This is a genomic window from Cupriavidus sp. R6-3, from assembly GCF_059772245.1.
The window spans coordinates 92710-119691 of the sequence record NZ_JCBAJO010000001.1; the positions used below are offsets into that span (position 1 = coordinate 92710).

22 protein-coding genes and 3 pseudogenes are annotated in these 26982 nt (G+C 62.5%); 11 read left to right on the forward strand and 14 right to left on the reverse strand.

The features are described 5' to 3' along the window. Nucleotides 1-55 precede the first annotated feature (55 nt). The 10 genes from AC6EI8_RS00415 to AC6EI8_RS00460 all read left to right on the forward strand — a co-directional run bounded on the left by AC6EI8_RS00415 (nucleotide 56) and on the right by AC6EI8_RS00460 (nucleotide 8939). Nucleotides 56-1027: a GlxA family transcriptional regulator gene (locus tag AC6EI8_RS00415; RefSeq protein ID WP_498380961.1), complete on the forward strand. Its 972-nt coding sequence runs from the start codon at nucleotides 56-58 to the stop codon at nucleotides 1025-1027. A 215-nt stretch (nucleotides 1028-1242) separates the two neighbouring features. Further along, nucleotides 1243-1995 (forward strand): SDR family oxidoreductase, encoded by a 753-nt coding sequence (locus AC6EI8_RS00420; RefSeq protein WP_226105469.1) that lies wholly within the window; start codon nucleotides 1243-1245, stop codon nucleotides 1993-1995. A gap of 13 nt (nucleotides 1996-2008) precedes the next feature. Beyond that, nucleotides 2009-2509 carry an Ohr family peroxiredoxin gene (locus AC6EI8_RS00425; protein ID WP_498380962.1) on the forward strand — a complete coding sequence of 167 codons (501 nt, stop codon included), beginning with the start codon at nucleotides 2009-2011 and terminating at the stop codon, nucleotides 2507-2509. A 165-nt stretch (nucleotides 2510-2674) separates the two neighbouring features. Then, complete coding sequence (locus AC6EI8_RS00430; RefSeq protein ID WP_226105473.1) at nucleotides 2675-3154, forward strand: carboxymuconolactone decarboxylase family protein; 480 nt, start codon at nucleotides 2675-2677, stop codon at nucleotides 3152-3154. 4 nt (nucleotides 3155-3158) lie between these two features. Beyond that, entirely contained in the window at nucleotides 3159-3566 is a 408-nt protein-coding gene (locus AC6EI8_RS00435; RefSeq protein ID WP_226105475.1) for a cupin domain-containing protein, read from the forward strand. 92 nt (nucleotides 3567-3658) lie between these two features. Then, nucleotides 3659-4588, forward strand: coding sequence for a TauD/TfdA dioxygenase family protein (locus AC6EI8_RS00440; protein WP_498380964.1), 930 nt, complete (start codon nucleotides 3659-3661; stop codon nucleotides 4586-4588). Nucleotides 4589-4614: 26 nt separating this feature from the next. Beyond that, on the forward strand, nucleotides 4615-6021 hold the full coding sequence (locus tag AC6EI8_RS00445) for an ABC transporter substrate-binding protein (protein ID WP_498380965.1): 1407 nt from the start codon (nucleotides 4615-4617) through the stop codon (nucleotides 6019-6021). After that, nucleotides 6021-6953 (forward strand): carbohydrate ABC transporter permease, encoded by a 933-nt coding sequence (locus tag AC6EI8_RS00450; RefSeq protein WP_498380966.1) that lies wholly within the window; start codon nucleotides 6021-6023, stop codon nucleotides 6951-6953. The genes AC6EI8_RS00445 and AC6EI8_RS00450 overlap by 1 nt, the downstream gene beginning before the upstream one ends. Continuing rightward, on the forward strand, nucleotides 6937-7839 hold the full coding sequence (locus AC6EI8_RS00455; protein ID WP_498380967.1) for a carbohydrate ABC transporter permease: 903 nt from the start codon (nucleotides 6937-6939) through the stop codon (nucleotides 7837-7839). Before AC6EI8_RS00450 ends, AC6EI8_RS00455 begins: the two co-directional genes overlap by 17 nt. Nucleotides 7840-7871: 32 nt before the next feature. Beyond that, entirely contained in the window at nucleotides 7872-8939 is a 1068-nt protein-coding gene (locus AC6EI8_RS00460) for an ABC transporter ATP-binding protein (RefSeq protein WP_498380995.1), read from the forward strand. A gap of 91 nt (nucleotides 8940-9030) precedes the next feature. Here the strand turns inward: AC6EI8_RS00460 and AC6EI8_RS00465 are convergent, their stop codons facing one another. From AC6EI8_RS00465 to AC6EI8_RS00485, 5 genes and pseudogenes are all read right to left on the reverse strand, one after another. Continuing rightward, a complete protein-coding gene (locus tag AC6EI8_RS00465) occupies nucleotides 9031-10263 on the reverse strand; it encodes a methyl-accepting chemotaxis protein (protein ID WP_498380968.1) in 1233 nt (410 codons plus the stop codon). A 185-nt stretch (nucleotides 10264-10448) separates the two neighbouring features. Then, entirely contained in the window at nucleotides 10449-11624 is a 1176-nt protein-coding gene (locus AC6EI8_RS00470; RefSeq protein ID WP_498380970.1) for a GGDEF domain-containing protein, read from the reverse strand. A 187-nt stretch (nucleotides 11625-11811) separates the two neighbouring features. Next, nucleotides 11812-12792, reverse strand: a pseudogene (locus AC6EI8_RS00475) (Bug family tripartite tricarboxylate transporter substrate binding protein). Between the two features lie 114 nt (nucleotides 12793-12906). Continuing rightward, nucleotides 12907-13665 carry an SDR family oxidoreductase gene (locus tag AC6EI8_RS00480; protein ID WP_498380971.1) on the reverse strand — a complete coding sequence of 253 codons (759 nt, stop codon included), beginning with the start codon at nucleotides 13663-13665 and terminating at the stop codon, nucleotides 12907-12909. 178 nt (nucleotides 13666-13843) lie between these two features. Beyond that, entirely contained in the window at nucleotides 13844-14797 is a 954-nt protein-coding gene (locus tag AC6EI8_RS00485; protein WP_498380973.1) for a 2-hydroxyacid dehydrogenase, read from the reverse strand. 116 nt (nucleotides 14798-14913) lie between these two features. On the opposite strand from AC6EI8_RS00485, the gene AC6EI8_RS00490 reads away from it, so the two are divergent. Continuing rightward, a complete protein-coding gene (locus AC6EI8_RS00490; RefSeq protein WP_498380974.1) occupies nucleotides 14914-16065 on the forward strand; it encodes a citrate synthase in 1152 nt (383 codons plus the stop codon). 223 nt (nucleotides 16066-16288) lie between these two features. On the opposite strand, the gene AC6EI8_RS00495 is transcribed toward AC6EI8_RS00490, so the two are convergent. From AC6EI8_RS00495 to AC6EI8_RS00535, 9 genes and pseudogenes are all read right to left on the reverse strand, one after another. Beyond that, nucleotides 16289-18913: a GAP1-N1 domain-containing protein gene (locus AC6EI8_RS00495; RefSeq protein ID WP_498380975.1), complete on the reverse strand. Its 2625-nt coding sequence runs from the start codon at nucleotides 18911-18913 to the stop codon at nucleotides 16289-16291. A 4-nt stretch (nucleotides 18914-18917) separates the two neighbouring features. Continuing rightward, the gene (locus tag AC6EI8_RS00500; RefSeq protein ID WP_498380976.1) at nucleotides 18918-19760 is read right to left on the reverse strand and encodes a TRAFAC clade GTPase domain-containing protein; all 843 of its coding nucleotides are present in this window, start codon (nucleotides 19758-19760) and stop codon (nucleotides 18918-18920) included. After that, complete coding sequence (locus AC6EI8_RS00505) at nucleotides 19757-20671, reverse strand: TRAFAC clade GTPase domain-containing protein (protein ID WP_498380977.1); 915 nt, start codon at nucleotides 20669-20671, stop codon at nucleotides 19757-19759. Before AC6EI8_RS00505 ends, AC6EI8_RS00500 begins: the two co-directional genes overlap by 4 nt. A gap of 113 nt (nucleotides 20672-20784) precedes the next feature. Continuing rightward, nucleotides 20785-21813 carry a GTPase-associated system all-helical protein GASH gene (locus AC6EI8_RS00510; RefSeq protein WP_498380978.1) on the reverse strand — a complete coding sequence of 343 codons (1029 nt, stop codon included), beginning with the start codon at nucleotides 21811-21813 and terminating at the stop codon, nucleotides 20785-20787. Next, nucleotides 21813-23180 carry a metallophosphoesterase gene (locus AC6EI8_RS00515; RefSeq protein WP_498380979.1) on the reverse strand — a complete coding sequence of 456 codons (1368 nt, stop codon included), beginning with the start codon at nucleotides 23178-23180 and terminating at the stop codon, nucleotides 21813-21815. The genes AC6EI8_RS00510 and AC6EI8_RS00515 overlap by 1 nt, the downstream gene beginning before the upstream one ends. 266 nt (nucleotides 23181-23446) lie before the next feature. Next, nucleotides 23447-23821 (reverse strand): annotated as a pseudogene (locus tag AC6EI8_RS00520) (alkaline phosphatase); the annotation flags it as partial. Nucleotides 23822-24001: 180 nt separating this feature from the next. Next, nucleotides 24002-24246, reverse strand: a pseudogene (locus AC6EI8_RS00525) (phosphodiesterase); the annotation flags it as partial. 35 nt (nucleotides 24247-24281) lie between these two features. Continuing rightward, nucleotides 24282-24710 (reverse strand): P-loop NTPase family protein, encoded by a 429-nt coding sequence (locus AC6EI8_RS00530; RefSeq protein WP_498380981.1) that lies wholly within the window; start codon nucleotides 24708-24710, stop codon nucleotides 24282-24284. Nucleotides 24711-25166: 456 nt separating this feature from the next. After that, nucleotides 25167-26957, reverse strand: a complete 1791-nt coding sequence (locus AC6EI8_RS00535; protein ID WP_498380982.1) for a P-loop NTPase fold protein — start codon at nucleotides 26955-26957, stop codon at nucleotides 25167-25169. Between the last annotated feature and the right edge of the window lie 25 nt (nucleotides 26958-26982).

Below are 26982 nucleotides of genomic sequence, written 5' to 3' on the forward strand. Positions count from 1 at the left end.
CTCGGCTGCCATGGAATTGAATCCCTCGCCCTCCGCCTCCGCGCCCATTGAACCCATGCCGCGCAATGTCGTGTTTGTGCTGTATCCCGAGGTCAGCCTGCTCGATTTCGCCGGCCCGCAGACCGTGTTCTGGGCCGCATCCCATTACGCCCACGAGCGCGGCATGCCGGGCTATCGCTGCCATGTCGCCAGCGAGTCCGGCGGGGCGGTCGCGGCGGTGGAGGGCACGGCGATGCAGACCGTGGCGCTCGATACCCTGGACCTGCGCGAGGTCGACACCGTGATCGTGCCGGGCTCGCCGAACATTCTCCAGGTCGCCATCGACTCCGGATCGCTGATCGAATGGCTGGGCATGGCCTCCGCCAGGGTCCGTCGCACGGCCTCTGTCTGCAGCGGGGCGTTCCTGCTGGCCCACGCCGGGCTGCTCGATGGCAAGCGGGCCACCACGCATTGGGCGATGCTGCAGCGGTTTCACGAGATGTTCCCGACGGTCGACCTGGATGCCGATGCGATCTTCGTGCAGCAGCAGAATCTGTGGACCTCGGCCGGCGTCACCACCGGCATCGATCTGGCGCTCGCCATGGTGGAGGCCGATTGCGGCCACGAGGTCGCGCTCAACGTCGCCAAGGAGCTGGCGGTCTATATGAAGCGCCCCGGGGCACAGCCACAGCTCAGCGAGATCCTGATCACGCAGAGCCGGCAGGTACCGCTGTTCGAGACGCTGCATTTGTGGATCGTCCAGAATCTGTCCCGCGAAGACCTGTCCGTCGAGCAACTGGCCGATCGCGTCGGCATGAGTCCGCGCAACTTCGCGCGGGTCTACAAGGAAAAGACCGGACGCACGCCTGCCAAGGGGGTCGAGCACTTCCGCATGGAAGCAGCGCGCGGCCTGTTGCAGGACATGGACAAGCCGGTCGACCAGATCGCGCGCGAATGCGGCTTTGGCAGCGAGGAGCGCATGCGGGTCGCCTTCCAGAGGCACTTCGGGCTCTCGCCCAGCGAATACCGGCTGCGGGTCAATCGCTGATCCGCGCATCGCCTTCGAACCATCCTGCGATTTCCGTCCCGCGTCCCGCCGCCGCGACAGGCAGTGCGGCCGGGATGCCTGCTGCCCGCGCGATTGGTGCCAAACGGGAAACACCGTGGTCCGCGCTTCGGTCTGGTGCCCAACTCCCGCGACCCCTAGCATGAGGTGGAGCTGTTCCATTTCCACTCACTCCACACACAGCAGGGAGACGCATCATGAAGATCGTTGTCATTGGCGGGACCGGCCTGATCGGCAAGAAGGTCGTGGCGAGACTGTCGGCGCAGGGCCATGAGGTGATTGCCGCCGCGCCGCAGACCGGCGTCAACGCGCTGACCGGCGAAGGCCTGGCGGAGGCCCTGGCGGGCGCGAAGGTGGTAGTCGATCTCGCCAATTCGCCGTCGTTCGAGGACGCGGCGGTCCTGCATTTCTTCGAGACCTCGGGGCGTAATCTCGCCGTTGCCGAGAAGGAAGCGGGCGTGGCGCACCACGTCGCGCTGTCGGTGGTGGGCACCGACAAGCTGCAGCAGAGCGGCTACTTCCGCGCCAAGATCGCGCAGGAGGCGCTGATCCGCCAGTCCAGCGTGCCTTACACGATCGTCCGCTCGACCCAGTTCATGGAGTTTCTCGGCGGCATCGTGCAATCCGCGGCGCAGGGCGACGCGATCCGGCTGTCGTCGGCGCTGATCCAGCCCATTTCGTCGGACGACGTCGCGCAGGCCGTGGCCGAGCGCGCGCTGGCCGCGCCGGCGAACGGCATCGTCGAGATTGCCGGTCCCGAGCAGTTCAAGATGAGCGACCTCGTGCAGCGCTATCTGAAGGCGATCGGCGATGCACGGACCGTGCAGGTCGATCCCGCCGCGCGCTACTTCGGCGCCGAGCTGCAGACGGGCACGCTGGTGCCGGAGGGCCAGGCGCATCTCGGGCGCGTCCGCTTCGAAGACTGGATGCGCAAGTCGCAAGCCCACTAGGCGCGGCGTGCCGATGGAAAACAAGGGGCTCAAACCGCCACCGCTGACGCTGCTCGACCGCTATCGCGGACGCGACTTTGCCACGCTGTACACGACCACCGTGACGGTATCGGGAGGCGAGTCCGGGCACGGCCGCGCCTCCGGTATCGCGCGGTCCGATGACGGCAACCTGCAACTCGAACTGAGGTTGCCGGCGGCGCTCGGCGGCCCGGGCGGCGGCACCAATCCCGAGCAACTCTTTGCCGCTAGCTTCGCGGCGTGCTTCCACGGGGCCTTGAGCCTGCTGGCGCAGCGCGAGCAGATCGATGTCACCGCGATGACGGTCGCGGCCAAGGTCTCGTTCGGCCGCGATCCCAGCGACGGCGGCTACGCCTTGATTGCCGAGATCCATATCCGCATGCCGGGGGTCGACAAGCCGGTCGCCGAAGAACTCGTTCGCCATACCGAGCGCTTCTGTCCCTACGCCAAGATGGCGCGCGAAGGCATTCGCACCGTCATTACCGTGTCGGTTTGAGGACGGGAATCCGCGATTGGTGCCGAAGCGGCAACAGCGTGCGCACCTTGGCGGTACTACCGGGGAAACGGCCCCAACCCTACGATGCCATCCAAGCCGAGCCGCATCGATTCGCGATGCGGCCTCGGTGAAGACAACACTGATTTCCGCTCACCAGGAGCCACCATGACCCAACGCCTCAACTATTTCCAGCAATCGCCGGAACTGTCCAGGAAGCTGATCGAACTCGGCACGATGTTCCAGAAGACGACGATCGAGCCCCATATCCGCGAACTCGTCGAGATCCGCACCTCGCAGCTCAACGGCTGCGGCTTCTGCGTCGACATGCACATCAAGATGGCGAAGATCCACGGCGAGCGCGAACTGCGCCTGCATCATCTGGCCGTCTGGCGCGAATCGACGCTGTTCTCGCCGCGCGAGCGCGCCGCGCTGGCGTGGGCCGAGGTGCTGACCCATATCCCGGCCCACGGCGTGCCCGACGACATCTACGAACGCGTGCGGACCCAGTACAGCGAGAAGGAGCTGTCGGACCTGACCTTCCTGGTCGGCGCGATCAATTCCTGGAACCGCCTGAACGTCGCGTTCCGCACCGTGCCGGGCTCGTCCGACAAGGCGTTCGGCCTCGACAAGGCCAACCTGGAGTAATGCGATGAAGCCAGTCACTGCTTTTGCCGCAACGCTGCTGCTGTCGTCCATGATGATGGGGCAGCCCGCCATCGCGGCCGGAGAAGGCGTCTCGGTCAAGCCGCTGCTGACGCAGCCGTTGCCCGAGTACCCCGGCAAGGAAGTCGAGATGATCGTCGTCGACTACGCGCCGGGCGGCGCCGACCCCGTGCATCGCCATGACGCACACGGCTTCGTCTATGTGCTGGAGGGCAGCATCGTGATGGGCGTCAAGGGCGGCAAGGAGGTCATGCTCAAGGCCGGCGACACCTTCCACGAGGGCCCGAACGACATCCACACCGTCGGGCGCAACGCCAGCAAGACGCAGCCGGCCAAGTTCGTGGTGTTCCTGATCAAGAAGCAGGGCGCGCCGATTCTGACGCCGGTGAAGTAGTCCACGCGCATATCGACATACGTTTTGCTTCGTTCTCCTGGCGGAATGGGACCCATACCATTGTCTGGTCCCATTCATGCCACGGAGAAGCGATGAGCGCCGTCATTCAGGATCGTCCTGCCATCACGTCCAGCGAGCTGGACATCGTTCCGGTTTCGCCCCGCATCGGGGCCGAAGTGCGCGGGCTGCGCCTGTCCGGCTCGCTCGACCCCAGCACGCTGGGGGCGCTGAAGGCCGCCTTGCTGCGGCATCGCGTGCTGTTCCTGCGCGGGCAGCAGCATCTGGACGACGCCACGCACCAGGCGTTCGGCCGGCTGTGGGGCGAGATCGAATCGCACCCCACCGTGCCCGCGCCCGACGGCACCACCTTCCTCGAACTCGACTCGCGCCATGGCGGCCGCGCCGATTCCTGGCATACCGACGTGACCTTCAAGGTCGCGCCGCCCAAGGTCTGCATCCTGCGGGCCGTGGTCTTGCCGCCGGTAGGCGGCGATACCGTGTGGGCCAACACGGTGGCCGCCTATGACGCGCTGCCGGAAGAACTGAAGGCGATCGCCGATCGTCTGTGGGCGGTCCACGGCAACGACTTCGACTACGCCGAGACCCGCGTCGACCACGGCGCGAGCGAGCAGGAGACGGAGGGGCGCAAGAAGTATCGTGCCGTCTTCACGCGCACGGTCATCGAGGCCGAACATCCCGTCGTGCGGGTCCATCCGGAAACCGGTGAACGTGCGCTGCTGCTGGGCCATTTCATCAAGCGGCTGTCGCGGCTTTCCACTAGCGAATCCCGCCATCTGCTCGAGGTCCTGCAAAACCGCGTGGTACGGCTCGAGAACACCGTGCGCTGGCGCTGGTCGCCCGGCGACGTGGCGATCTGGGACAACCGCGCCACGCAACACTATGCGCTCAACGATTACGGCGACCAGCACCGCATGGTGCGGCGCGTGACCGTCAGCGGCGACGTGCCGGTCGGGGTCGACGGCCGCCGGAGTGTCGACCTGACTGCCGCCGCGCAGCAGTGATTCATGCCAATGCATCAGGACATGACATGACCACTGCCATCGAGTCCGACGATTCCGCCACTGCGCCTGTCTTGCGCACCGACCACCGGCCGTCGACGGCGCCTGACATCGGCCGCCGCCGCGTGCTGCGCGCCGGCGCGGCACTGGGTGCCGGTGCCGTGCTTGGGGCGCCGGCATTCGCGCAAGGCGCGAAGAAGTACGCCGGCGTCGTGCTCAACGTTTCCGCATTCAGCGCGCCTTACCAGAAGCTGCTGCGGCAATGGCTGCCCGAGTTCGAGGCGCAGACCGGCATCAAGGTCAACTTCGACACGCCGTCCTTTCCGGTCTACAACCAGCGCGTCGATCTGGAACTGTCGACCAAGGGCTCGGGCTTCGACGTGGTGAACGTGACGTTCATCTATTCGAGCCGCTGGATTCAATCCGGTTGGCTGACGCCGCTCGACGATTTCATCAAGGATCCCGGCCGCACGCCAGCCGACTTCGATATCAACGATTTCCTGCCCGGCGCCCGCGCGCCGGAGACGGGCCGCGATGGCAAGCTCTACGGCGTGCCGTGGACCGCCGAGGTGACCATCAGCGCCTCGTCGCGCTTCGATCTGGTGAAGGCGGCGGGACTCGCCTATCCGGATACCACCGACGATCTCGTCAAGACGCTGAAAGCTGTCAATCGCAAGGAGCGCGTGGCCGGCTTCGTCACCGACAACCACTACGGCTGGACCTTTCCGCCGTATCTGCATGCCTTTGGCGGCGACGTCTTCCGCAAGGCGCCGGACGACCTGTATCCCACGCTCGATACACCGGAAGCAATTGCCGCGGCCGATTATTTCGCGCGCCTGCTGCGCGAGTTCGGCCCAGACGGGGCCGTCTCGTATACGCCGGACCAGGCGGTGCAGGCGCTCAAGGCCGGCCGCAGCAATTTCAGCACGCTAGGCCAGATCTATCTGTCGCAGGTCGGCGACCCTGCTTCGAGCAAGGCCGCGCAAACCGCCGCGTGGGGCCTGGTGCCGAAGGGGCAGGCGGGCCGTTTCCCGGGGACGGCGGTGCACGGCTATGGCATACCGGTCGGCAGCAAGAACACGGATGCGGCCTGGCAGTTCATCGTCTGGGCCACCTCGAAGACGATCACGCGGCGGGCGGTTGCCGCCGGCTATGGCTCGCCGTCGCGCCGCTCGGACATCGACGCCGACGTGTTCCGCAAGCGGCAGGTCGTCAACGGCTATGACATCGCGAAGCTGTGCACCGATTCCATCGAGCTGTCCGGCAAGCAGGGGCATATGAAATACCGCACCGTCTCGGTCTATCCGCAGGTCGATCAGCAGCTGAACAAGGCGATCGAGCTGATCGTTTCCGGTCAGCAGAGTGCGGCCGGCGCGATGAAGCAGGCGCAGGCAGCGGCCATCGCCGAGCTCAAGCGGGCGGGTGTGGCGGTCTGATGGCGGGCTCCGTTTCGATCCGGCCCGCCGCGTCGCCACGCGGCTGGGAAGCCGAACGGCGGCACGCCTTCCTGTTCGGCCTGGCGCCATCGCTGCTGATACTGGGCGCCATCACGCTCGTGCCCGCCGCGGCATTGTTGCTGATCAGCCTGACGCCGCTGAACCTGCTGGACCCGGCAGGGACGTTCCGCTTCGACGATCCCCTCGTCAACTACAGGCAACTGCTGGACGATCCACGCTTTATCGGCTCGTTGTGGGTGCAGGTGCGGCTGTCGCTGTCCAGCGTGACGTTGCAGCTCGCCCTGGGCTTGGCCATCGCGCTGCTGCTGAACGCGAACTCCCGCGTGCTGGCGGCGATTCGCTCGGTCTTCCTGATCCCCATGGTGCTGCCGCCGATCGTCGTCGCGCTGATCTGGAAGATCCTGTACACGCCCGATGTCAGCCCGCTGCATCGGGCACTGGAGCAGATCGGCCTGCCGCTGCGATCGCTGATCGCCAATCCCGATACCGCGCTGTGGGCCATCAGCATTGCCGAGACCTGGCAGTGGTTTCCGTTCACGATGCTGATGGTGTTGGCGGCATTGCAGATGATCCCCGACGAGCCGCTGGAAGCGGCGCGCATCGATGGTGCGAATCGCTGGCAGTTGTTCCGCTACATCGTGCTGCCCTATATCCGGCCGGTGCTGGTGGTGTGCGCGCTATTCCGGTTGATCGACAGCTTCAAGGCATTTCCGCTGATCTATGTGCTGACCAATGGCGGACCGGGCACGGTGACGGAGGTCACCAACTTCTACGGCTTTATCCAGGCATTCAATTTCTCGTATTGGGGTTATGCGAGCGCGATTGCCGTGGTCATGCTGGTGGCGGTGTTTGCCATCAGCTGGTCGATCAGCCGGTTCAACAGGAGTGATGGGAATGAACGCGACGACTGACACGCTGCGATTGCCACCGGGCGGCAGCGCCGGCGAGCACGCCACGCCGGCGTTGCAGCGGCCGTGGGCAAGGCCGCTGGCCTGGCTGCGTCGCCACGGCCGTGCCGCGCTGGCAATCGTGTTGCTGCTGGTGCTGATGTTCCCGTTTCTGTGGCTGGTGCAGATCGCCTTCAGGCCGGCTGAAGGCGCGTTCGACGACAGTCTGCTGTTTTCACCCACACTGGAGGCATTCCGCGCGCTGCTGGAGGGCAACTTCGCCCGCTCGTTCGCCAACAGCCTGCTGGTCAGCTCGCTGTCCACGGTGCTGTCGCTGGCGATCGGCGTGCCGGCCGCCTACGCGCTGACGCGGTGGCGTTTCCGCGCGCGCGGCCGCGTGGCGCTGTGGATCCTGATCACGCGGATGGCGCCGCCGATCGCCTTCACGATCCCGTTCTTTCTGGCCTACCGCTGGATCGGCTTGCTCGACACCGTCTGGGGGCTCGCGCTGGTCTACCTGACCTTCAATCTCGCGGTGGTGATCTGGCTGATGCAGGGGTTCTTCGAGGCGGTACCAGCGGCACTGGAAGAGGCGGCGTGGATCGACGGCTGCGGCGTGTGGAGTGCGTTCTGGCGCGTCACGTTGCCGCTCGCGGCGCCTGGCGTGGCGGCCACCGCCGTGCTGTGCTTCATCTTCTCCTGGAACGACTTTTTCTATGCGCTGATCCTGACCCGGACCCATGCCGTCACCGCGCCCGTCGCGATCGTCAATTTCCTGCAATACGAAGGCTGGGAATGGACGAAGATCGCGGCGGGCGGCACGCTGGTGATGCTGCCCGTGGTGGCGTTCACGCTGCTGGTGCGCAAATACCTGGTGCGGGGGCTGACCGCCGGCGGTGTCAAGGACTGACGGCGGACCCGCAATTCCATTCCGAAGGACTCATGGCTTCCATCTCTCTCCGACATTTGCGCAAGGCGTACGGCAGCACCGAGGTCATCCACGACCTGTCGATCGATATCCGCGACGGCGAGTTCGTCGCGCTGGTTGGCCCGTCAGGGTGCGGCAAGTCCACGCTGCTGCGCATGGTGGCAGGCCTTGAGCCGATCACGGCGGGCGAGATCCGGCTGGGCGACCGGCTGATCAACGATGTGGCGCCGCGCGATCGTAATATCGCGATGGTGTTCCAGAACTACGCGCTGTATCCGCATATGACCGTGGCGCAGAACCTCGGCTTTTCGCTGAAGCTGCAGGGCCTTGCGAAGGCGGAGATCAAGCGGCGCGTGCAGGCCGTGGCGGAAACGCTCGGCCTGTCCGCCGTACTCGACCGCACGCCGCGTCGCTTGTCGGGCGGCCAGCGCCAGCGCGTGGCCATGGGCCGCGCGATCGTGCGGCAGCCGGAGGCCTTTCTGTTCGACGAGCCGCTGTCGAACCTCGACGCCAAGTTGCGCGTGCAGATGCGCACCGAAATCAAGGCGCTGCACCAGCGGCTGGGGACCACCACGCTGTATGTCACGCACGATCAGGTAGAGGCGATGACGATGGCCGATCGCATCGTCGTGCTCAAGGAGGGTGTGGTCGAACAGTCCGGCGTGCCGCTGGAACTCTACGATCGCCCGCGCAATGCCTTTGTCGCCGGCTTCATCGGCTCGCCGGCAATGAACTTCCTCCGCGGGCGGGTGCAACGCCATGGCGCGCCGGCGGTCCTGACGGACGATGGCCTGCGGCTACCGCTCCATCGTCTCCCGGAGGCCGCGGATGGCCATGAGGTCCTGTATGGCGTGCGGCCAGAGCATTTTGCGCTCGAGGAGGGCGGCACGCTGGAAGCCAGGGTCGTGGTGGTCGAACCGACTGGAGCGGAAACGCTGATCGCTGCCGGGCTCGGCCGCCATCAGGTGGTGGCGGCATTCCGGGAACGCGTGGACGCTCACCCCGGCACTGCGCTGAAGCTGGCGCCTCGGGCCGAGCATGTCCACCTGTTCGATGCGGCGTCTGGCCAGCGCCTGAATTGACGGCGGAATCGGTGGCCGCCACGGACGGTGCCTGTCGTCCGCCGGGCCGGCAATCCCGACCCGGGCTGGCCCAATACCGGGATGTCGCTGGTTACCGCGCCGCCGCCAATTGCAGGGAAGGCTGCCGTGACGACGCCATCGGGGCAGGGCCGGCCTCCAGACGGAATCGCGCCACCACGCTTTGCAGCTCGCGCGCCTCGTCGGCCAGCGCGTTCGACGCCGCAGCCGCCTGTTCGACCAGCGCGGCATTCTGCTGCGTCACGGTATCCATCTGCGTGACCGCCTCGGCGACCTGGGCAATGCCACTGCTCTGGTGCTCGGACGCGGTACCGATTTCGCCCAGCAGCGTCGTCACGTGGCGGACGGCCCCGACGATTTCCTGCATCGTCTGACCGGCCTTGCCGACCAGCGTCGAGCCGCTGCCGACCTGCTGCACCGAATCGTCGATCAGGTCCTTGATCTCGCGTGCCGCCGCGGCGCTGCGCTGGGCCAGCGTACGCACTTCACCGGCCACCACCGCGAAGCCGCGGCCCTGTTCACCGGCGCGCGCCGCTTCGACGGCGGCATTGAGCGCCAGGATATTGGTCTGGAAAGCGATGCCTTGGATCACGTCGACGATATCGGCGACCTTCTTCGAGCTGGTGTCGATTGCCTGCATGGTGTCGACCACGGCGGTCATCACCTCGCCACCGCGCTCGGCGATGCCCGAGGCCGACTGCGCAAAACGGTTCGCTTCGCGGGCCCGCTCGGTGTTCTGCTGCACCATCGCGGTCAGCTCGCTCATGCTCGACGCCGTTTCCTGCAGCGTCGCGGCCTGCTGCTCGGTGCGCTGCGACAGATCGGTATTGCCGGCCGCGATCCGGTGCGAGGCCTCGGTAATCGAATCGGTGGACGTCTTGATCCGGGTAATCAGGTCGGTCAGCATGTCCTCCATCCGGCCGAGCCCGCCGAGCAGGGCGCCGAAGGGGCCGGTGCGCTCGGTCTCGAATTCCTGGCTCAAGTCGCCGGCAGCGACCGTTTCGGCGATCAGTTCGGCTTCGGCCAGCGGCTGCTGGATGCCCTTGGACAGCGCGTGGACGCTTGCCACCGCCAGCAGCAGGGCGGCGATGCCCAGGCCGGCCATCCATTCGGTGGTGGTGGTGATTTGTTGATCCAGCTGGCTTAAGGAGGCCGCGCCCTTGGCCGCGGTATCGGCCGCATGGGCCGCCTCGCCGATGGCGCGCAGCTGTGTCACACCCATTCCCAGCGCGATTGCCAGTACCAGCAGCACCGCGCCAAAACATGCCCCGAGCCGCGCCCGGATGGTCCAGTTTCCGATATGCATTTCTGCCTCCGCTCCCCATTTTTTTGTGGATTGGCGCCCGGCATGCAGGCGACTTGGCGGGCCGGACGGCGACGGTCCGGTTTTTTCACCCCCAACGCGGATTGACGGCAGGGCAGCAGAAAACTTTAGGGAAAAAATCAGGCGGGTTTTCGGTCCACCATACGAAGCCGTGGCAACGCGCCGCTTCAGGTTTCGATGGCCTCGCCGACCTCGGCATGCGCCAATTCGACCCGATTGCCGCCCATGGACTTCGCGCGATACAAGGCACGGTCCGCGGCAGCAAGCCGATCCACGAGCGACGGTGCGTGGCTGTCGAACTGTGCGAGCCCGACGCTGACGGTGGCTCGTATCCCGATGCCGCTCTGGTGCGGGACCGCCTCGGCGAAACGCCTCGCCACCGTCTCCGCCAGCGCCCTGGCGCGCAGCGCATCGTTACCGGACAGCAACGCGGCGAATTCCTCTCCCCCGATACGAGCCAGAACCGCATTCGGGCCCAGCACGCTTTGGGCGATTTCCGCGAATGACTTCAGCACCCTGTCGCCGGTCTCGTGCCCGTGGCGGTCGTTGATGGCCTTGAAATGGTCCAGATCGAAGGCCAGCACGGCTATTGGCCCGCGCTGCCTGCTGCGATCGACGATCAGCGCGCCCTGTTCGAAGAACCATCGGCGATTGCCCAGGCCGGTGAGGTAATCCGTCTGCGATTGCCGCAGGAGCTGCCCGTGCGATTCATCGCGAATCAGCTTCAGCAGGGCCATCGGCAAGATGACCGAGTACAGCACGCCCTCATAGATCGTGATCTTGCTGGCGATCGACTGTATCGACGATCCGTAGGCGGCCACCAACCACGGGAGGACGAAGGTCCTGGCCGCGTAGATCACGGCATGAATGCCGGCAACGACCACGACGATGCGCCGCGGCTGCAATGGCTTCATCGCATCGCACCGCAGCATCTCCCAGGCCGTCAAGGCGCTGACGATCGCAATTGGCACCGAACTGACGTGGCTCCAGACGAATTCCCGATGTTGCGGGCCCCACACGGCCCACACCAGCGCCATGACGATCAGCAGCCCGATGGAGCTGGCCCGGTATTCCCGGCCGTTCAACGATGCAACGCCGCGCAGCACAAGCAGATAGCCGCTGAGAACGAGCAGGTTGCTCACTGCCGATCCGATGGCGCCGGGCAGGTCGCGGCGGAACAGCACCGCCGCGCAGCCAATGGCCAGCGTCGCGAACCCCGCCGCCAGGATTCGCAATTCCCTGCTGCGCCTGGGGTTCGTCCGATGCTCCCAGAAGATCATTCCGGCGCTGACGAGGAGCGTTCCGATGGCGAGGTGATAAAGGGTAAGGAGATCGACGTGCATGCCAAATGTAAAGACATTGCGCCGATACATTGCGGCGGCCGCCGAATTTTACGTGGGAAATTGCATGGCGAGATCGTTGGGGTACCGATACCCGCCAGCAGAAGGAGGTTCAACGAGGAAATCCGGGGAGGGCTGAGTGGATCAAGGGGAGGCCACGATTCAAGCCGCTATTCAAGCCGCCAAGCCGCTATTCCTGCTGGATTCCGGCCTCCTTGACCACCTTTCCCCATTTCGCCAGGTCGGACTTGATCAGCGCGGCGTAGTCCTGCGGCGTCCCGCCCTGGACCTCGATCCCGGCCGCTTCAAGCTTGGCGCGTACCTCGGGGAGCTTCAACGCCGCATTGATCTCTGCATTCAGCTTGGCGACGATTTCCTTCGGCGTGCCCGCGGGCGCCAGGAAACCGCCATTGGTGTTGGCGTCATAGCCCTTCAGTCCTTGCTCTTCCGCGGTCGGGACATTGGGCAGGGCCTTGGAGCGGTTCCGCGTCGAAACGGCCAGCGCGCGGACGTTGCCGGCCTTGACCTGCTCCTGGATGGCGCTGATGGTGTCGATGAACAGCACCGTGCGGCCGGCCACCAGGTCGGGGTGGGCGGCGGACGAGCCCTTGTACGGAATCAGCAGCATGTTGGCGCCGCTGACCATGCGGAACATCTCCGCCGCCATCTCCTGCGCGCTGCCGCGGCCGGAAGTCGCGACCTTGGCCTCGCCCGGATTGGCCTTCATCCAATTGACCAGTTCGGGGACCGACTTGGCGGGAATTTTCGAATTGACTGCGAACACCAGCGGAATCACGTGGGTATAGACGATCGGCTCGAAGCTCTTTTCCGGATCCCAGCCGAGATTCTTGAACAGGTACTTATTGATGTTGTGGCTGCCGCCAACGATACCGATCGTGTAGCCGTCGGGCTTGGCATTGGCCAGCACCGCGGTGCCGAGGTTGTTCTATGCGCCGGGACGGTTCTCGACGATAAAGGGCTGCCCGAGCTTGACCGCCAGCTTTTCTCCGACGACGCGTGCAATCAGATCGATGCCGCCACCGGCCGGGGCGGGCACGATGATGGTGACGGGGCGGGTCGGGTATTTCGGTGTCTGTGCCGACGACAGGCCGGGGGCCATGATCAGCGCGGCAGGGATCGCTACGGTCGTGATCAGCTTGGTAAATGGCATGGTTGTCTCCTCTGTTTCTGGTCAACTGTTGTGTCAACTCTGGTGCTGCGCATCGCCGAGGCGCCAGCGAGCCGGGCGCGGGGACGCCGGGAAGCTGGGACGCTTTAATCGATATCAGCCGCGCCCGACGAAGGGCATGGCACTCGCCATGACGGTCATGGTCAGCACGTTCGCCTCGAGCGGCAGCGATGCCATATGACGCACGGCATTGGCGACGTGCGTGGCGTCCATCATCGGTTCCGGCGCTGTCGTGCCATTGGCCTGAAGCACGCCGCGCGTCATCCGCTCCGACAGTTCTGTCAGCGCGTTGCCGATGTCAATCTGGCCGGCGACGATGTTGAACGCGCGGCCGTCCAGCGCAAGTGCCTTGGTCAGGCCGGTGACGGCGTGCTTGCTGGCAGTGTAGGGCGCCGTGTAGGGGCGCGGGGTGTGCGCCGAGATGGAGCCGTTGTTGATGATGCGTCCGCCTTGCGGCGACTGCCGGCGCATCAAGCCGAAGGCCGCCCGCGCGCAAAGGTAGACGCCGGTGACGTTGGTGTTGATCACGTTGAACCAGGCGTCCAGCGGCAGCTCGTCCATCGGCACGGCCGGGGCATTGACGCCGGCGTTGTTGAACAGCAGGTCCAGCCGGCCGAACTCCCGTTCGATGGTGTCGAACAGCGCCTGCACGCTGGCGGGATCGGTGACGTCAGCAGGCACGGGCACTGCGCGCTGTCCGCGCGCAGAAGCCTCGGCGGCCAGCGCTTGCAGCGGTTCGGCGCGGCGGCCGGCCAGCACCACCGTCCAGCCGTCCTCCAGCAAAGCCATCGCGCTGAGGCGGCCAACGCCGCTGCCGGCGCCGGTGACGAGGGCGATTGTTCTTGAGGCGTTCAAGGGCGGGTCTCCTTAATGAGTTGTGAGGCTGGAAGGCTCATGCGTGCTCGTGCGTGCGTTCGTTCGTGCGCCCATGCGCCCATGCGCCCATGCGCCCGTGAGCTCGTGAGCCCGTGAGCCCGTGAGCCCGTGAGCCCGTGAGCCTGTGCGGTGGGGCGTGGGACCGATTGCCCCGCGCTCAGGTGGTCAGGCTCATCATCGGCCGGCCGCCGGCCAGCGCCTGCGCCACGCTTTCCAGCACCATCTGTGCCATCGCGGTCCGGGTCTCCCAGGTCGCGCTGGCGCGATGAGCCTGCAGCGTCGTGCGATCGGACTCGCGCAAGACGAGCGGTACGCGCGGCTCGTCGACGAACACATCCAGACCCGCGCCCGCGATGCGGCCGGCCGCCACGGCTTCGGCCAAGTCCGCCTCATTGACCAGCCGACCACGCGCCACGTTGACGAGATACCCGCGCGGCCCCAGCGCGTCGAGCACCGCGGCATCGACGATGCCCTCCGCCTTGTCGGCCGCTGCGCAAAGCACCAGCGCATCGCTGCGGCGCGCGAGCTCGCGCAGGTCGGCCACGAACTCGTGGGACACGTCATCCATGCGGCGCAGGTCGGTGTAGCGGATGGGGCAGCCAAAGGCCGCCGCCCGCATCGCCACCGCCCGGCCGACACGCCCCATGCCGACGATGCCGACATTCATGCCGCTGAAGCGGCGGGCAAGCGGAATCGCGCTCGGCTGCGGGTACAACTCCCACTGGCCATCTCGCACGAAACGATCCCCCGCGCAGATATTGCGGCAGGCCGCGATCAGCAAACCGATCGCAAGGTCGGCCACATCCTCGGTCAGCGCACCGAGGGTCGCGGTAACCGCCAGATTCCGGCCACGACAATATTCCAGGTCCACCGCATCGGTGCCCACGCCATTGATGGCCACCACCTTCAGCGCAGGCAACTGCTCCAGCATCGCCCGCGAAATCCCCGTGTGTCCGCCGGTAATGACGGCCTGGATGGAAGGCCCGTACTGCCGCAACCACGCCGCCTGATCGACGATCTCGAAGAACTTGTGGACGTCATAAAGCGAGGCGAGCTCGTCGTTGATGGCGGGAATCAGGATGGGATTCAGTTGCAGGATTTGCGGCTTCATGTGCGTCAGCGTGTGGTGTTTAGCGAGGCGTTGAACGTTGACGGCATAGTAGGTAATACTTGATCGTCATGGCAATATTGATCTATAAAATCAACATATAAACGTTACGAGTCATCATGAGCTCCTGGATTTCGATGGACGAGGCATGCCGACAGCTCGGCGTGCGACCGCAGACGATCTATGCCTATGTCAGCCGCGGCAAGCTGGAGGTGATGACCGACCCGGCCGACACGCGCCGCAGCCTGTACCGCGCGGAGGACGTGGCGGGCCTCGCCAAACGCAAACAGGCCGGCCGCAAGCACGAAACCCTCGCAACCAATACGCTGTTTGGCGCGGAACCCAGCATCCCGACCGCGCTTTCCACGTTCGTGCGCGAGCGGCTGTACTACCGAGGACAGGACGCGGTGTCCCTGGCTGGCTCGGCCACCCTCGAAGACGTGGCGCAATTGCTATGGGACGCGCAGCAACCGGTGGACTTCTCATGCTCGACCCGCGTCGCGAACCCCGGCCGTGTCGCGGCATTCAAGACCCTCGCTACCCTGGCCGCCACCGGCCACTCCACGCACGGCCGCATGACAAGGGTCCTGCATGTCGAATGCCAAAGCCTGGTCGGCCAACTCGCCAACGCGTTCGGCGCGCAACCGGGCCAACAGCCGCTGCACCTTCGCTTTGCCCAAGGGTGGAAACAGCCGGCGCACGTGGCTGAGCTTCTGCGGACGGCCATGGTTCTTCTGGTCGACCACGAACTGACGAGCTCCGCCTTTGCCGCACGCATCACGGCATCCACCGGCGCATCGCTGCCGGCCTGCCTGCTTGGAGGGCTCGCCACGCTCTCCGGCCCCTTGCACGGCGACGCCTCGGGCCGCGTCAAGGCGCTATTCGATGAAGTGGCGCGGCAGGGCGAGGAACAGGTGATTGCGCACCATCTGTCTACGGGGTTGCCTTTGCCCGGTTTTGGGCATCACCTGTATCCCGATGGCGATCCGCGGGCGGTAGCGTTGCTGGCGTTGTTTGATCCGCCGGAAGCGATAGTGCGTTTTATCGAGAAGGCGACGAGGCTGACGGGGCTGCAGCCGAATATCGATGTCGCGCTGGCGGCGATGGTTATCCATTACGGGTTGCCGGACGATGCTGCGTTCGCGATGTTTGCTACGGCGCGCAGCATTGGATTGCTCGCGCACAGCCTGGAACAATTGGGGGTGGGGCAGGTGATACGGCCGCGGGGGAGGTATGTTGGGGTGGTGCCGGGGACGATGGTGGAGAGGTGAGGGGGCAAGTGGACGCGGCGTTCAATGACGTTCGCATAGTTAAGCCGCGTCGGGTTCGAGTGATCCGACGGCAAGGCGTCCCCAAATGGGTGTGCCGGCATCGCCAGCGTGTCGGTAGCTCGTGCAAGCCGGCTTGGCGCTCATGCTATCCCGCCCCCATCTATTCACAATCATGGCGGAACCTTCGACACCGTAATCGAGCTTTTATGAAAGCTGCTAGTTACTAGTCAAATTCATGCGATTTGTTTGACCTGATATCCACAATTGCACGTTTCACGGTACGCTGGTTTTCCTTGTTCAGGTGACCTAGATCATCTTCTATTCGCGCGAGATATTTCTCGCCGCGGAACGAATCCGCCACTCGGGCGAGGATCAGGGCGACGTCTCCGCATCGACATGCGGTTAGCGCCAAATCGCCAGGATCCCATGAGGATGACATGAAGGCGTCGACTAGCTCCCGGCGCGCTGCTTTGCATCGGTCCCAATCATAGAAGGGAACAAACTTGAGGACGCTGGGTACCTCGTCGGCCTTTGCGAGTTCTCGATAGACTACAGGGAACAAAGCCGCAACCATAAGAGAGACAGGCTGGCTACGAGCGCTCAGTAGCGACGGCAAGAGCAAACCGGCAGCATTGACTAGGGCCATATACGAGGTCTTTTCCGCGTCGAACATGAGCGTTGCGCAGGCTTCGTTGGCCTCCCCCGTCAGATCGATGGCGTGGCGCCCCTGCAAAGCGCGGGCGATTTCATCGACAGCCTCGACAATGCGCACGCGCGCTGCAGACGGTGCTTTCTCAAAGACGATCAGGTTCCGGCTTGCGATCGCTGCGTCGTTGCCGCGCTCTAACCCTACCCTGGCAACCCAAGCGCCGTCCAATTGTGAGCCGAGGATGCCAAGCAGCATGGATAGAAATGCGGTATCGTCGCCCTCCAACGGGTGGCGCAGACAGGCTTCCATTGCTTGCTGGGCAATCCGAAATTTTTGAGCATCGTTGATCTTCGGGATCAGGAATCGGATGATGTGCACATAGGTGTTAATTGGAATATCGAGTGATGCAGCTCGAGTGAGTATGTCAACTGCGTCATCTGGTAGGCGCGAAACCACCCGCTCCGCAATTCCCTCATCGGTGAATAGCTCATTAAAGGCCTTGTGGTCGGCACGCCGCAGTACGCTGGTGAGCAGCTCAGCAGCCAGCTTTTCGGACAGCCGGTCTTCATTGAGAATCCAATGCATGTCCGTCCCGATCGCGTCCAGCGTAAGATCGAGTAATGCATCCCTGCCCGGCGAAGCATCTGACGAGATCAGGACGTCGCGGAGGACTGCCAGTCCGCCGATCTCCCGTGCCCGATCGATGAGCGCAGAACAAAGCAACTTCGCCTGGAAGGCGCCCGCGTCCCTGAGCCAACACAGTTCCGCAGCAATACCTTCGACGTCCAACTGCTTGAAGATGGCTGCGGCGGCAGGAAGCTGCCGGTCTTCGATCAAGTAGGGGAGCAACATGGCCCCGGCTCTGTCCGCGAGCTCTCTGTCCACGGATGCCAGAACTGCGCCCATTTTCCGGATGAGATTACTATCCTGAGCGATGCGATGAGTCAGCGGACCACCTTGCGAAATCAGGCGCGCGATAATGTCCGCCGGCGCTTCGGCAAGGATCTGCTCCACGCGCGGCGCAGCTCCGTTGCCGAGGCCGATGGCCACGCTAGGGACCAATTCGTCGATTGCACCGTCCGGATCGGGTTGTTTCAACAGGCTGATCGCACCATCGGGCGTGCGCTCCGCGAGAAGTGCTGCCAGTTGTACAACTGCCTTCCGACCGGCTGGCATGTCGTACCCCCGCATCTTTCGCGCCATCGCTCCAACGAAGTCCCAAGCGTTATGAGGGGGTAAATTGTCTGCAGCCCGTAGGGTGGCTTTGGCTAGCCGAGGTTCCAGTGATTTCATTGCCGCTGCATTGGCAATCAATCCTGAATTGGCGATATCCAACAACCCCAAGGCGGCGGTGGGCGATCGGTCGAGCTTGTCCATCAACTCGTCCCACAACAATGCTATTCGCAGGACAGCCGCGCTGTCCGCGTTGCGATCGCCCAGCAGATTTATCTCACGATCGGACAGCAGCCTTGGCACCGGTGCGTCGAAGACACGGCGCACAATCGTGCCCGTCCATCTATGTCGGTCTGCCTGTGCCGATCTGCCGTCCACTCGACGCCCTTGCCAGTCGGAAAACTTAGCCTTTGCACTCGAAGGTGCGAAGACGAGGTCTAGGTCGCGGCCAGCTATTTTACGGGGTGAGAGCGCGAACGTCGAAAGCGAAAATCGACGTCGCATGGCCGGCCAAAGGGCGATGAGCAGTCGTAACGCGATCAATTCGGGATCCGGTGCATCAAACACCGCCACCGGTTTCGCGTCTTCCAGAAAAAGCGCCTCGAGCAACTCGCTTGCGCCGAAGTCGGGGGCGGGAGGAAGCCGGTCTTCAGGCTGCTCCTCTAGTTCAATGCGTATCGCGTCCGCTTCGGTCGGCAGTTCGGCCGAACTGAGTAGGCGAAGGATGGAAGTTATCGACGTCCTGCGAGACCAGACTTCTGTGTCGAGCAGCATGCTCTTGGTTCGGACGCAGCCCGCCCGGGCAACGGTCAGGTCCTGCCATGTCCTGGCAATGACGTAGTGGCTACCACTTGGCAGCGGATAGGCTGACAGATAGGGTGAGAACTGTTCCTTCGGGCGCAGAGGTCCGGCAACGTCAGACAGACGATCCACCACTGCTTGGTCGTCCTTGGGCAGCATCAACGAAGACGCGAGGAGCTGGTGCCCCTTGCGATAGCCATGGACTTGAACTTCTGCGGTGATCATGGTTTCACAGGCCGACTGCCCAGGCGATGGGCAGCGTGACGTCAGGATTCTTCCGCCATCCATTCTCGTCACGTACAGCGACCCAACCCTTATCATCAAGCCCCGCTTCTAGGAACGTTTGCCGATAGTTGGGATCGTACTTGAGGTCGCCGCCGACAACGCTTAATCCAAAGATCTGGACATCAAGACGCGTTAGGTCCGCTAGCCTGCCGGCGACAAGGGGATATTCACGCTCCAGATATGCCGCAGGCCCATGATTGAACGTGCCAGGGTCGACGATGTCCCAAGCGGTAACAACGATCGAGAGGCGCGGTAGGCCGCCGTCCTGGCGATTTGCAAGGGAAATTTCAAGAAAGCGGATCAGCTCACACAGCATCACCTGTGTCGGGAGACCCTGGTCCTCCTCGCCCCCAAGTCTTTCCAGCATTTTGCGCGACGTTACCCAATCGAGCGGCCGCACATTCTGATCGGAATTGACTCGCACGAAGAGAAGCGCGGCGTCTGCTTGCCGAAGTTCATTCATCCAATCAGGGTCAATTTCGCTGTCGATGACAGCGTTGCGCCAAAGTTCCCCGGAAATATCCGGTACCACGACCCTCGCCCTAGGGCCGTTTTTCGTCGCGGCGACTACAACCTCAAAGTCGCGACGAGCGTCGCTGTGTTCGGAGCGCGGGGCGAAGCCTCCCTGAAACAGGTGATCGGCAACCTCAAGTACGAAGTTGATGTTCTCTGGTTGCTCCGCAGCATGCAGGGCACCTGCTCCGACGTCTAGCGCCCGCCATAGGCGACCAATATAGTTTGTCTTCCCGGAGTCCGGACCGCCAAGCAATATGATCGATCGGCTCATTGGTCCCTCCTATAGGCCAGGTAGGCGCGGCTTCCCTCCGTGGGCTCGGTCGAAGGCCAGAAGGTCGGACGAGCATCCGGCTGCCCGATTGTCCGGTTAATCAAATCGGCGATGCCGAATCCTGCCGGCACGTTTTCAGGATCATCGGAGAAGGGCGCCACGCCAACTATTTCGGCTCGGGCACCGCGTCGGGCGAGTTCCGCGTGCAAGCGGTCTGCTACGTTAGCGTTAAGGACATGCAAGTCTCGATGAGTCACCACGACCATCAAGCGCGGGGTGTGTGCGTCCAGCATCGTGTTCAGGCGCCCTGCGAGCTGGCCTACGCGGGCTATGAGTCCCTGCCGTTTTTCGATGTCGGCTAGCGACCGGCCATCGAGCACAATCCAGATGGCGTCGGCCGACTTCATGAAGTCGAGCCGATCCGATCTGGCCGTGTTAACCAGAGCCTGCGTCCATTCGCCCGGTAGGTCGGGAAGCGCGAGATCAACGCGTCGGCCGTCCGAAAGCCTGGCGAGCCTCAGATGGAGAAAGCCAGGGCGATGATCGTCCGCTAACTCAGTGTGAACTGTCATTTGTTCAGGCACGTTACCATGGTTCCAATCACGGGCGCCGCGCGCAATCTCCTCAAAGGCTGCCAGACTTCTGCTCTCCGCGAATGACCATCCCGTCAGCATCGCATGTGAGACCAGCAGGTAAAGGCTGGCCAAGCACGCCGTCTTGCCGGACTCAGGATCGCCGAGGATGCCAATCACATTGACGTATCTGGCGCCCATGATGGCATTCAAATCGTGCAATCCGAGCGTCCGACTGGAAGGAAACGCGCTGGCACGTACGGGTTGATCGAGCACTGCCGCGCCGAGTCGGTCACCGGATTCGGACGCTAGCTCATTATCAATCCTGGTATTGATCAATGTCTCACCGCCTTCTACGCTCGTCACGCGGTTGGAGCAGGATTGTGGGTCCCGCGCGAGCGCGCAGATGCCTGTCTCGTCAACGGTACAAGCGTCGAAATTGCAAGATCCGCTCATAGCTTGGCCGCGCCTAGCGAAATGACCGTGGCGAACCCGGCTTCAAGCAAGGCTCGCTCGCCCCACTCCGAAACACGCCGCTTCACCGCCGAACCTGCGTCGCGCACTTCACCGGTGGCCAATGCGTGGAGGAGAGGAAAAACGGTTGGATGGTCGGCGACACTACCTTCGCCGAACGCTGCAACGAGGGCCGCGCGGTCGTCGCCGACGGCCGCAAGTATTTCTGCAAGATCCAGTTCTGGATCTTGGTCAAGCGTACGGAGAACGATCTCGCGATGTACTTCGCAAGGAAGGCGACGAAGCATCTTCGCACCTTCGATGCCGGCAGCTACAATCCGTGTAGGCTCGGAGATCGCTGATAGCTGTCTGTTAAGTAGTCGGCTCCGACCGAGCTGTGCCCACCACAGAAAATCCAGTTCCTCTCGGTCGAGAGCGGCATTGCGGCGTAGCGCCTCTACTGTATCGGCTACCGCTTCGCTGAAGTTGTGGGTCACTGCCTTACTCTCGTCGATGCTGACCTCAACCTCAGAGGGATCTTTGACAACGGTCCGCTCTCTTGCCTTTTCGGCAGAGGTAACGCTCCAGTTCCTGGCCGCATCAAGGACTTCCCGACGGAGCTTCTCACGTCGCTCGGCCTCCAGGACTGGCTGATAAGAAAGGACTGACCACAGCGCCGCTGCATAGACGTCAGGGATTAGCCAGCCGTTGTTCCGAGGGCTGCCGGCCAAGATGGCGACCATCGCCATGCCGGCGCATACGCCGATCTCTAGCGGTCGCTCCTCATACAGGAATGAGGGCGACTTTTTCTGGATTGCACCTTGGACTTCACTTCCGAGCGCTGGTGAAGGGTTGCCATCGCCACCGAGAGCTTCAGCGACCTCCGCTGCCTTAGACAGAATTTTCGAGACAATCTTTTCCTTTCCCCAAGTCGTTGCTAGGCTGGCCGCCGCCGCCCGCCGGGAATTGACATCGTCGTCGCTTACTTTGACGCCAGAAATTCGCATGTGAACCGAGATATTTTCCATTATTTCGCCTCGTAAGTCCGCTCATCAATCAGCTCGTTTATCATCTTTTCGACGTCTTTCAGTTTTCCATCCCGGACGAGCATGTCAAATAGCCTGCGTTCCAGATTTTGCGACATTCCTTCATCGGAGTTTTCCGATAGTGCGTCGAGTTCAACGAGGATGCGCAGACGCTCCCCTTCGAACAAGTCACGAAAGAAACGGAGCCGAGCAGTCTCATAGCCTTCTATTTTCGGTGACATCTGCTGTGGCTCTCCTTGCGTCGATGCCGTCGGAGCCATCTCGATGATCGGCTCGACGGAACTTGCGCTTGCCTGTGGTGCTGCCAGTGCATCAGCCGGCTTGGTGGTTCTAGGTGAAACTGGTCCATCGCCATTGCGAAAAAACGGACAAGCTAACCGGAACCTCGGATGCTTTCCACCCAGGCGCTTGTGATCAGGTTCGAAGCGGGTACGTTGTGGGTTCCAAGCCCGAGGGTGGATTGTTACCGACAGCCCGTCGATTTCTTCATCCCAGTCGAACTCTATTATGTTGTAGGTGAAAGTGAAGATGTCGTCGGATTTATAGGGAACCGTGGCTCCGGCGGCAAGCATCATCACGTCGGTGCCCGCCTCGACGTTGTCGACAGATACCTTTGGGTCGTGTTCATGGCCCGAGATGAAAACTCGAGCTCGACTGCGAATGTAGTCCCGTACCTGATCCTGGTCCTTGTACCAGTTCAAAGGGTGGTGGACGAGAACGATATTCTCTACCCCATTTGTGCGTGGGATGGTGAACTGGCGCGCGCCGATTAGGAGCTCGGGGTTTTCGTCTCGCTCTTCACCATGACAAAGTAGTGCGGAATTGAGCCTGATAAAGCGGATCGCTCGACCGGGCGCAAGTGTTACCTCCATTTCGGAAGCAAACGCGCCCTCGTTATTGAGAGGGCAATTGTAGCCAAAGCTGAAGCGGCCGTAGTCCTCGAAACGGGCGAAGAGCGCTGCTCTATCGGTTGGGTTGTTGAGGATGTCCTCGTATTCCTCGGGGCCGCCCGCACGAATATAGTCGAGGATCTGTTTCCCAGAGAACGAAAGCTTGGATCGGTCGAGATCATGATTCCCCGGTACCATCTGCACGCGGTGGATTTCGACGCCGATACTCGCTGCCAGTTCATCCAGCCATTTGCCGGCTTTCTCATACTCCGACCACTTTCCCGACTGGGCGATGTCTCCAGTGACCAAGATGCCATGAGCGACCCCGCCAGCTATTTCGGAGACGACTTCCCTGGCATCGGCGATCAGCTGCTGCTTTACGTCAGCATGGATGTGAACTCGATCATCCTTCTCTTGACCAAAGTGGATGTCCGAAACGTGAACAAAGACTGCCGCCATGTGTCTCCCCCGCTTTTGCCGATGGCAGATATTTTAGTGGGAGTATTTTAAACGAAAAAAAATTCGGGCCCTCATTTGCCTGACATTGGCAAGAGAGAGAACCCTTCCATCGCTCGTCCTTCAGAGCTCTCGCTTCCTGGAGGCGCAAATCCACGTCAACCCGTGTTGGAAATCCCGAGGCGATTTGAGTCATATGGAATCGGATGTTTTGTTCAACGTGCGAAACGAGCCTTCGACGACGATCGGATTCAACACGTATCAACCCAATTGGTGAGGTTGCCGAGCGCATCTTGCTGCTTGAGCTTGCCGCCGCCAAAGTCCTCGGCGATCGGCTCGGGGACGGCGGCCATATCGACCGGAACCCATTCCGAATTGATCTGCGCGCCGGTGGTATCCGCCTGGCCGCCGCGCAGGCTTTGCGCGTAGACCGCGCCGGAGTACCGGCCTTCGACCTTGACGCCACCGGAGCTGTTCAGCATTGACGATTCGATGCGGGACATCGCGATATGGGCGACCTTGTCGCGCGCATTGATCGTCGTGCCTTCCCACTTCGTGAAGCCCACGCTGCCGCCCCTGAGCGCGGCGTAGCGGGGTGTCTCCAGGAAGGCCACGGCTTTGTCCATGCCGGGCATCATTGGGATGTTTGCCACGGCGCGCAGCATTGGGTTGCTGGCGCAATGCCTCGGGCAGTTGGTAGCGGGGCAGGCGATACGGCCGCGGGGTGATATGTTCGCGTGATGCCGGAGAGGGTGGGGGAGCTGTGAGACGTTGTGTATCGGCACGGCGTTTCACCCCATCCCCTGAACAATCAATCAATCAAATCAACCTCCCCTATCATCAAAAAACGGATACGCCGGCCCATGATCCCCAATCGGCGCCGCATCGGTAACCAACCCATGCACCGGATGCCACCAGTGCAGCAAGAACCCCGGCGGTTTCATGCGAAAGCGCGAAGGCGCCTGCGGGTCGAGGTCCAGTGCAACCTGGGGGGGCCGGGCGCGGTCATGGCGATGGTACTGCCAAAGCGCCCGGTGATATGCCGATGCAGATGGCCACACAGCACGCGCGACCGTCATACAATGACTGCACAAAATAACCATATCAATTGGCGTCGACACCAGACCCCGGCAGCCGCAACTCGTGCAGAATTTGCCTCTCATAGGCAGGCCAGTCCCTTGCAGAGTTCTCAATTGCGAGCTTGGCTAACGGTAGCTGGCGAAACAAATCATCGGTGAGTCGGCGGTAATCGCGATATAGGAGAATAAGCCCTTCTAACCCCTTGTAACCCCTTCGCGCGCAGTAAGGGGCCGCGAGCTTCCAGTTCACCTGATATTCGATCCACTCGGCGCCACGCTCCGCACAGACAGTCCGTACAGCTTTTTCGACATCCTCCTGCCAAAGGTAAAGGACGAACGGATTGAGCGGAGCAGTGACTGCGGCTAGCGCCTGTACGTAGTCGAAAATCAACGCAGACTCGGCTTCCATCAGCAGCAGGTGGGTCAGGTCTCCATGAAACAGTTGGCCGTCCATTACTGGGATGGGGGTCTCCGCCTGTGTCGCCTCGACAAAGGCTTTCCACCTGGCTAGAGCACGGTCCGCGAGATACTGTGGTGTCGCGTCCCGCCACGGTTCAAACCAGTGTTCAAGTTCGTCTGTCGCGCGCACGGGGTGGGGCTCTGTTCTCTCGTGGACCGGCAACGCTGGCTGCCCCGCCTCTTGCAGATGTTTCGCAATGAGGCGCATCGTCGTTGACTTGCCTCAACCCATAATGCCCTCGACGATCACAAGCCGATGCGCGGTGGAAGGCTCTGCACTGCCAGATGTCGTCGAACTCATCATTTTCGCAATCGGAAGGACGCCTACGTTAGGCCGTACATGGGGATTGTCGACAATTTTCACACGTCTACTCATGACCGTTTTCCGCCCTCTGCGTGGTCTGGTTAGGGCTTGCGGGGGCACAGGATATTGTCGACCCATTGCTCTCGTTCAAGTTTCAAGAACCGATGTCTCGTTTCTATTCTGCTTAAGGCTGCTGGCGTCACCAGTCGGCTGATTGGCTTGTGCTGGTTCCAGCTCGATGGCCAGCGCCGTTGTGGCAAACAACCTCTTCACCAGCTTGCTAAGTCGCGCTGATTCGGGACTCTGATCGTTCGCAATCGCTCGGCACGCCTCCATGAAGCGGTCCGTCGCGTGACCGAAGTGCTGATCGTAGGTGCCTCGTTGGAGTCGCATCTGAATCATGCGGCGCATGAATCTCGGCAAGTCGTCGATGCCCATCTCTCGGATGGCCGACTCAAAATCGCAGGCCGTCGCCCGCTTCATCACAACTTCTTGCAACGTGCCCCAACCACTGTGCTCGATGATGTGGTTGCAGGCCTCTACCACGGTTGCCTGAGCCTGTTGTTGCAAGACGGCGTTGTTGAATGTGGCTTGAATGTCCGGATGCAAGGGGCTGCCAAACGGGTTGTTGTCGTCTTCCGGAGTGGGGCCTCCACGCGCCTGGAACACCGCAATCCAGGCTTGGATCACCTGCCCAGCCAAATGCTGCCCGCCATCCAATTCGCATAGAACTCCGTGGAGTTCCGTGGCGACATAGGGATCGAGCAGGCCTGCGATGGCGGAGAAACCAGCGGCTTCTGCAATGAGATCCGTATCGGTCGCCCGGTGGTCCCAGATCACTTTTCTGATGAAGTTGCGGGCACGTTGTCGAGCCTCGATGGTTCGCGCCTCGCCAACGTAACGTTCGATGATAGCCTGGACCTTTTCACTTTCAAAAAGGCCGGATTCCAGGAACTCCACGAGAACCTTCTCGAAATCGTCGCATCGGTCGATGCCGAGCTCGCTCATGAGCATCCGCCAACGGTCTTCGCGCTTTTCCTCTTCGGTGGGCTCCCTCTTCTCGTCACGAAGGAACGTTGACCACTCCGGATTTCCGACGTTCAAAGCGAACTGGAAGTCGGGACCATCCTCAAGCCCTCGGTAATGAATGGCTCCGAAGAGAACGATCGAGGGCACGACTCGCGCTTGAATCGAGTCGCTCAGATCTCTATTCGCGAGGATCTGATTGGCTGCCCGGATCACCTTCCCAATAATCCGAATGTTCGTGAGGCCACACGCGATGATGGCCGGTCTTAGCATTGCCTCGTATTTGGGCGAGGGCAGGAGCTTGATCGCGATTGAAAACGCTTCGTCTGGTGTCGTCGAGAGCTTGATCTCCTGGTCGATCACTTTCTCTCGAAACGTCGTCCAAAGCATCCGCTGCTCGCCCTCTGTCGCAAGCTGGTCATCGTTAAGAACGAGAACGAACCGAGTCGCGAATTCCTTGGAATATTCGTCAATGAAGCCGAGGATCTCGTCGATCCCGAGCTTCGCGTGCTTGCGTTCGATGTCGTCAATGACGATCACCCTCTCCCTTAAAGCGAGTGGCGCGACGAGCAGCAAGTTGAGATCATTGATGGCTGCGAGTGCCTTGTAGTGGGCGGCCGCAGCTTTCACCCCGCTCGTGAACAAATTCTTAACGACCTCAAGCTTGCCGCCGCCCACCGCCGCGTCAGGCAAAGCCCCCTCCATTAGCTTGCGTTTGACTTGGTCAATACTCGACAAGCCGAACAGCGACACGTAGAGCGACTTCTTGACCTTCACGTCGTTGGATTCCGCCTTGACCTCGTTCCAAAGATGGGTCTTGCCCGTTCCCCACCTGCCTGACAAGGCGACGACGTGGTTATCGACGTTTTCGAGCAGTTCGATTAGTTGTTTCTTGGTTCTCTCAAGCGACACGGCGGTCCTCCGTCGGCTTCCGGGG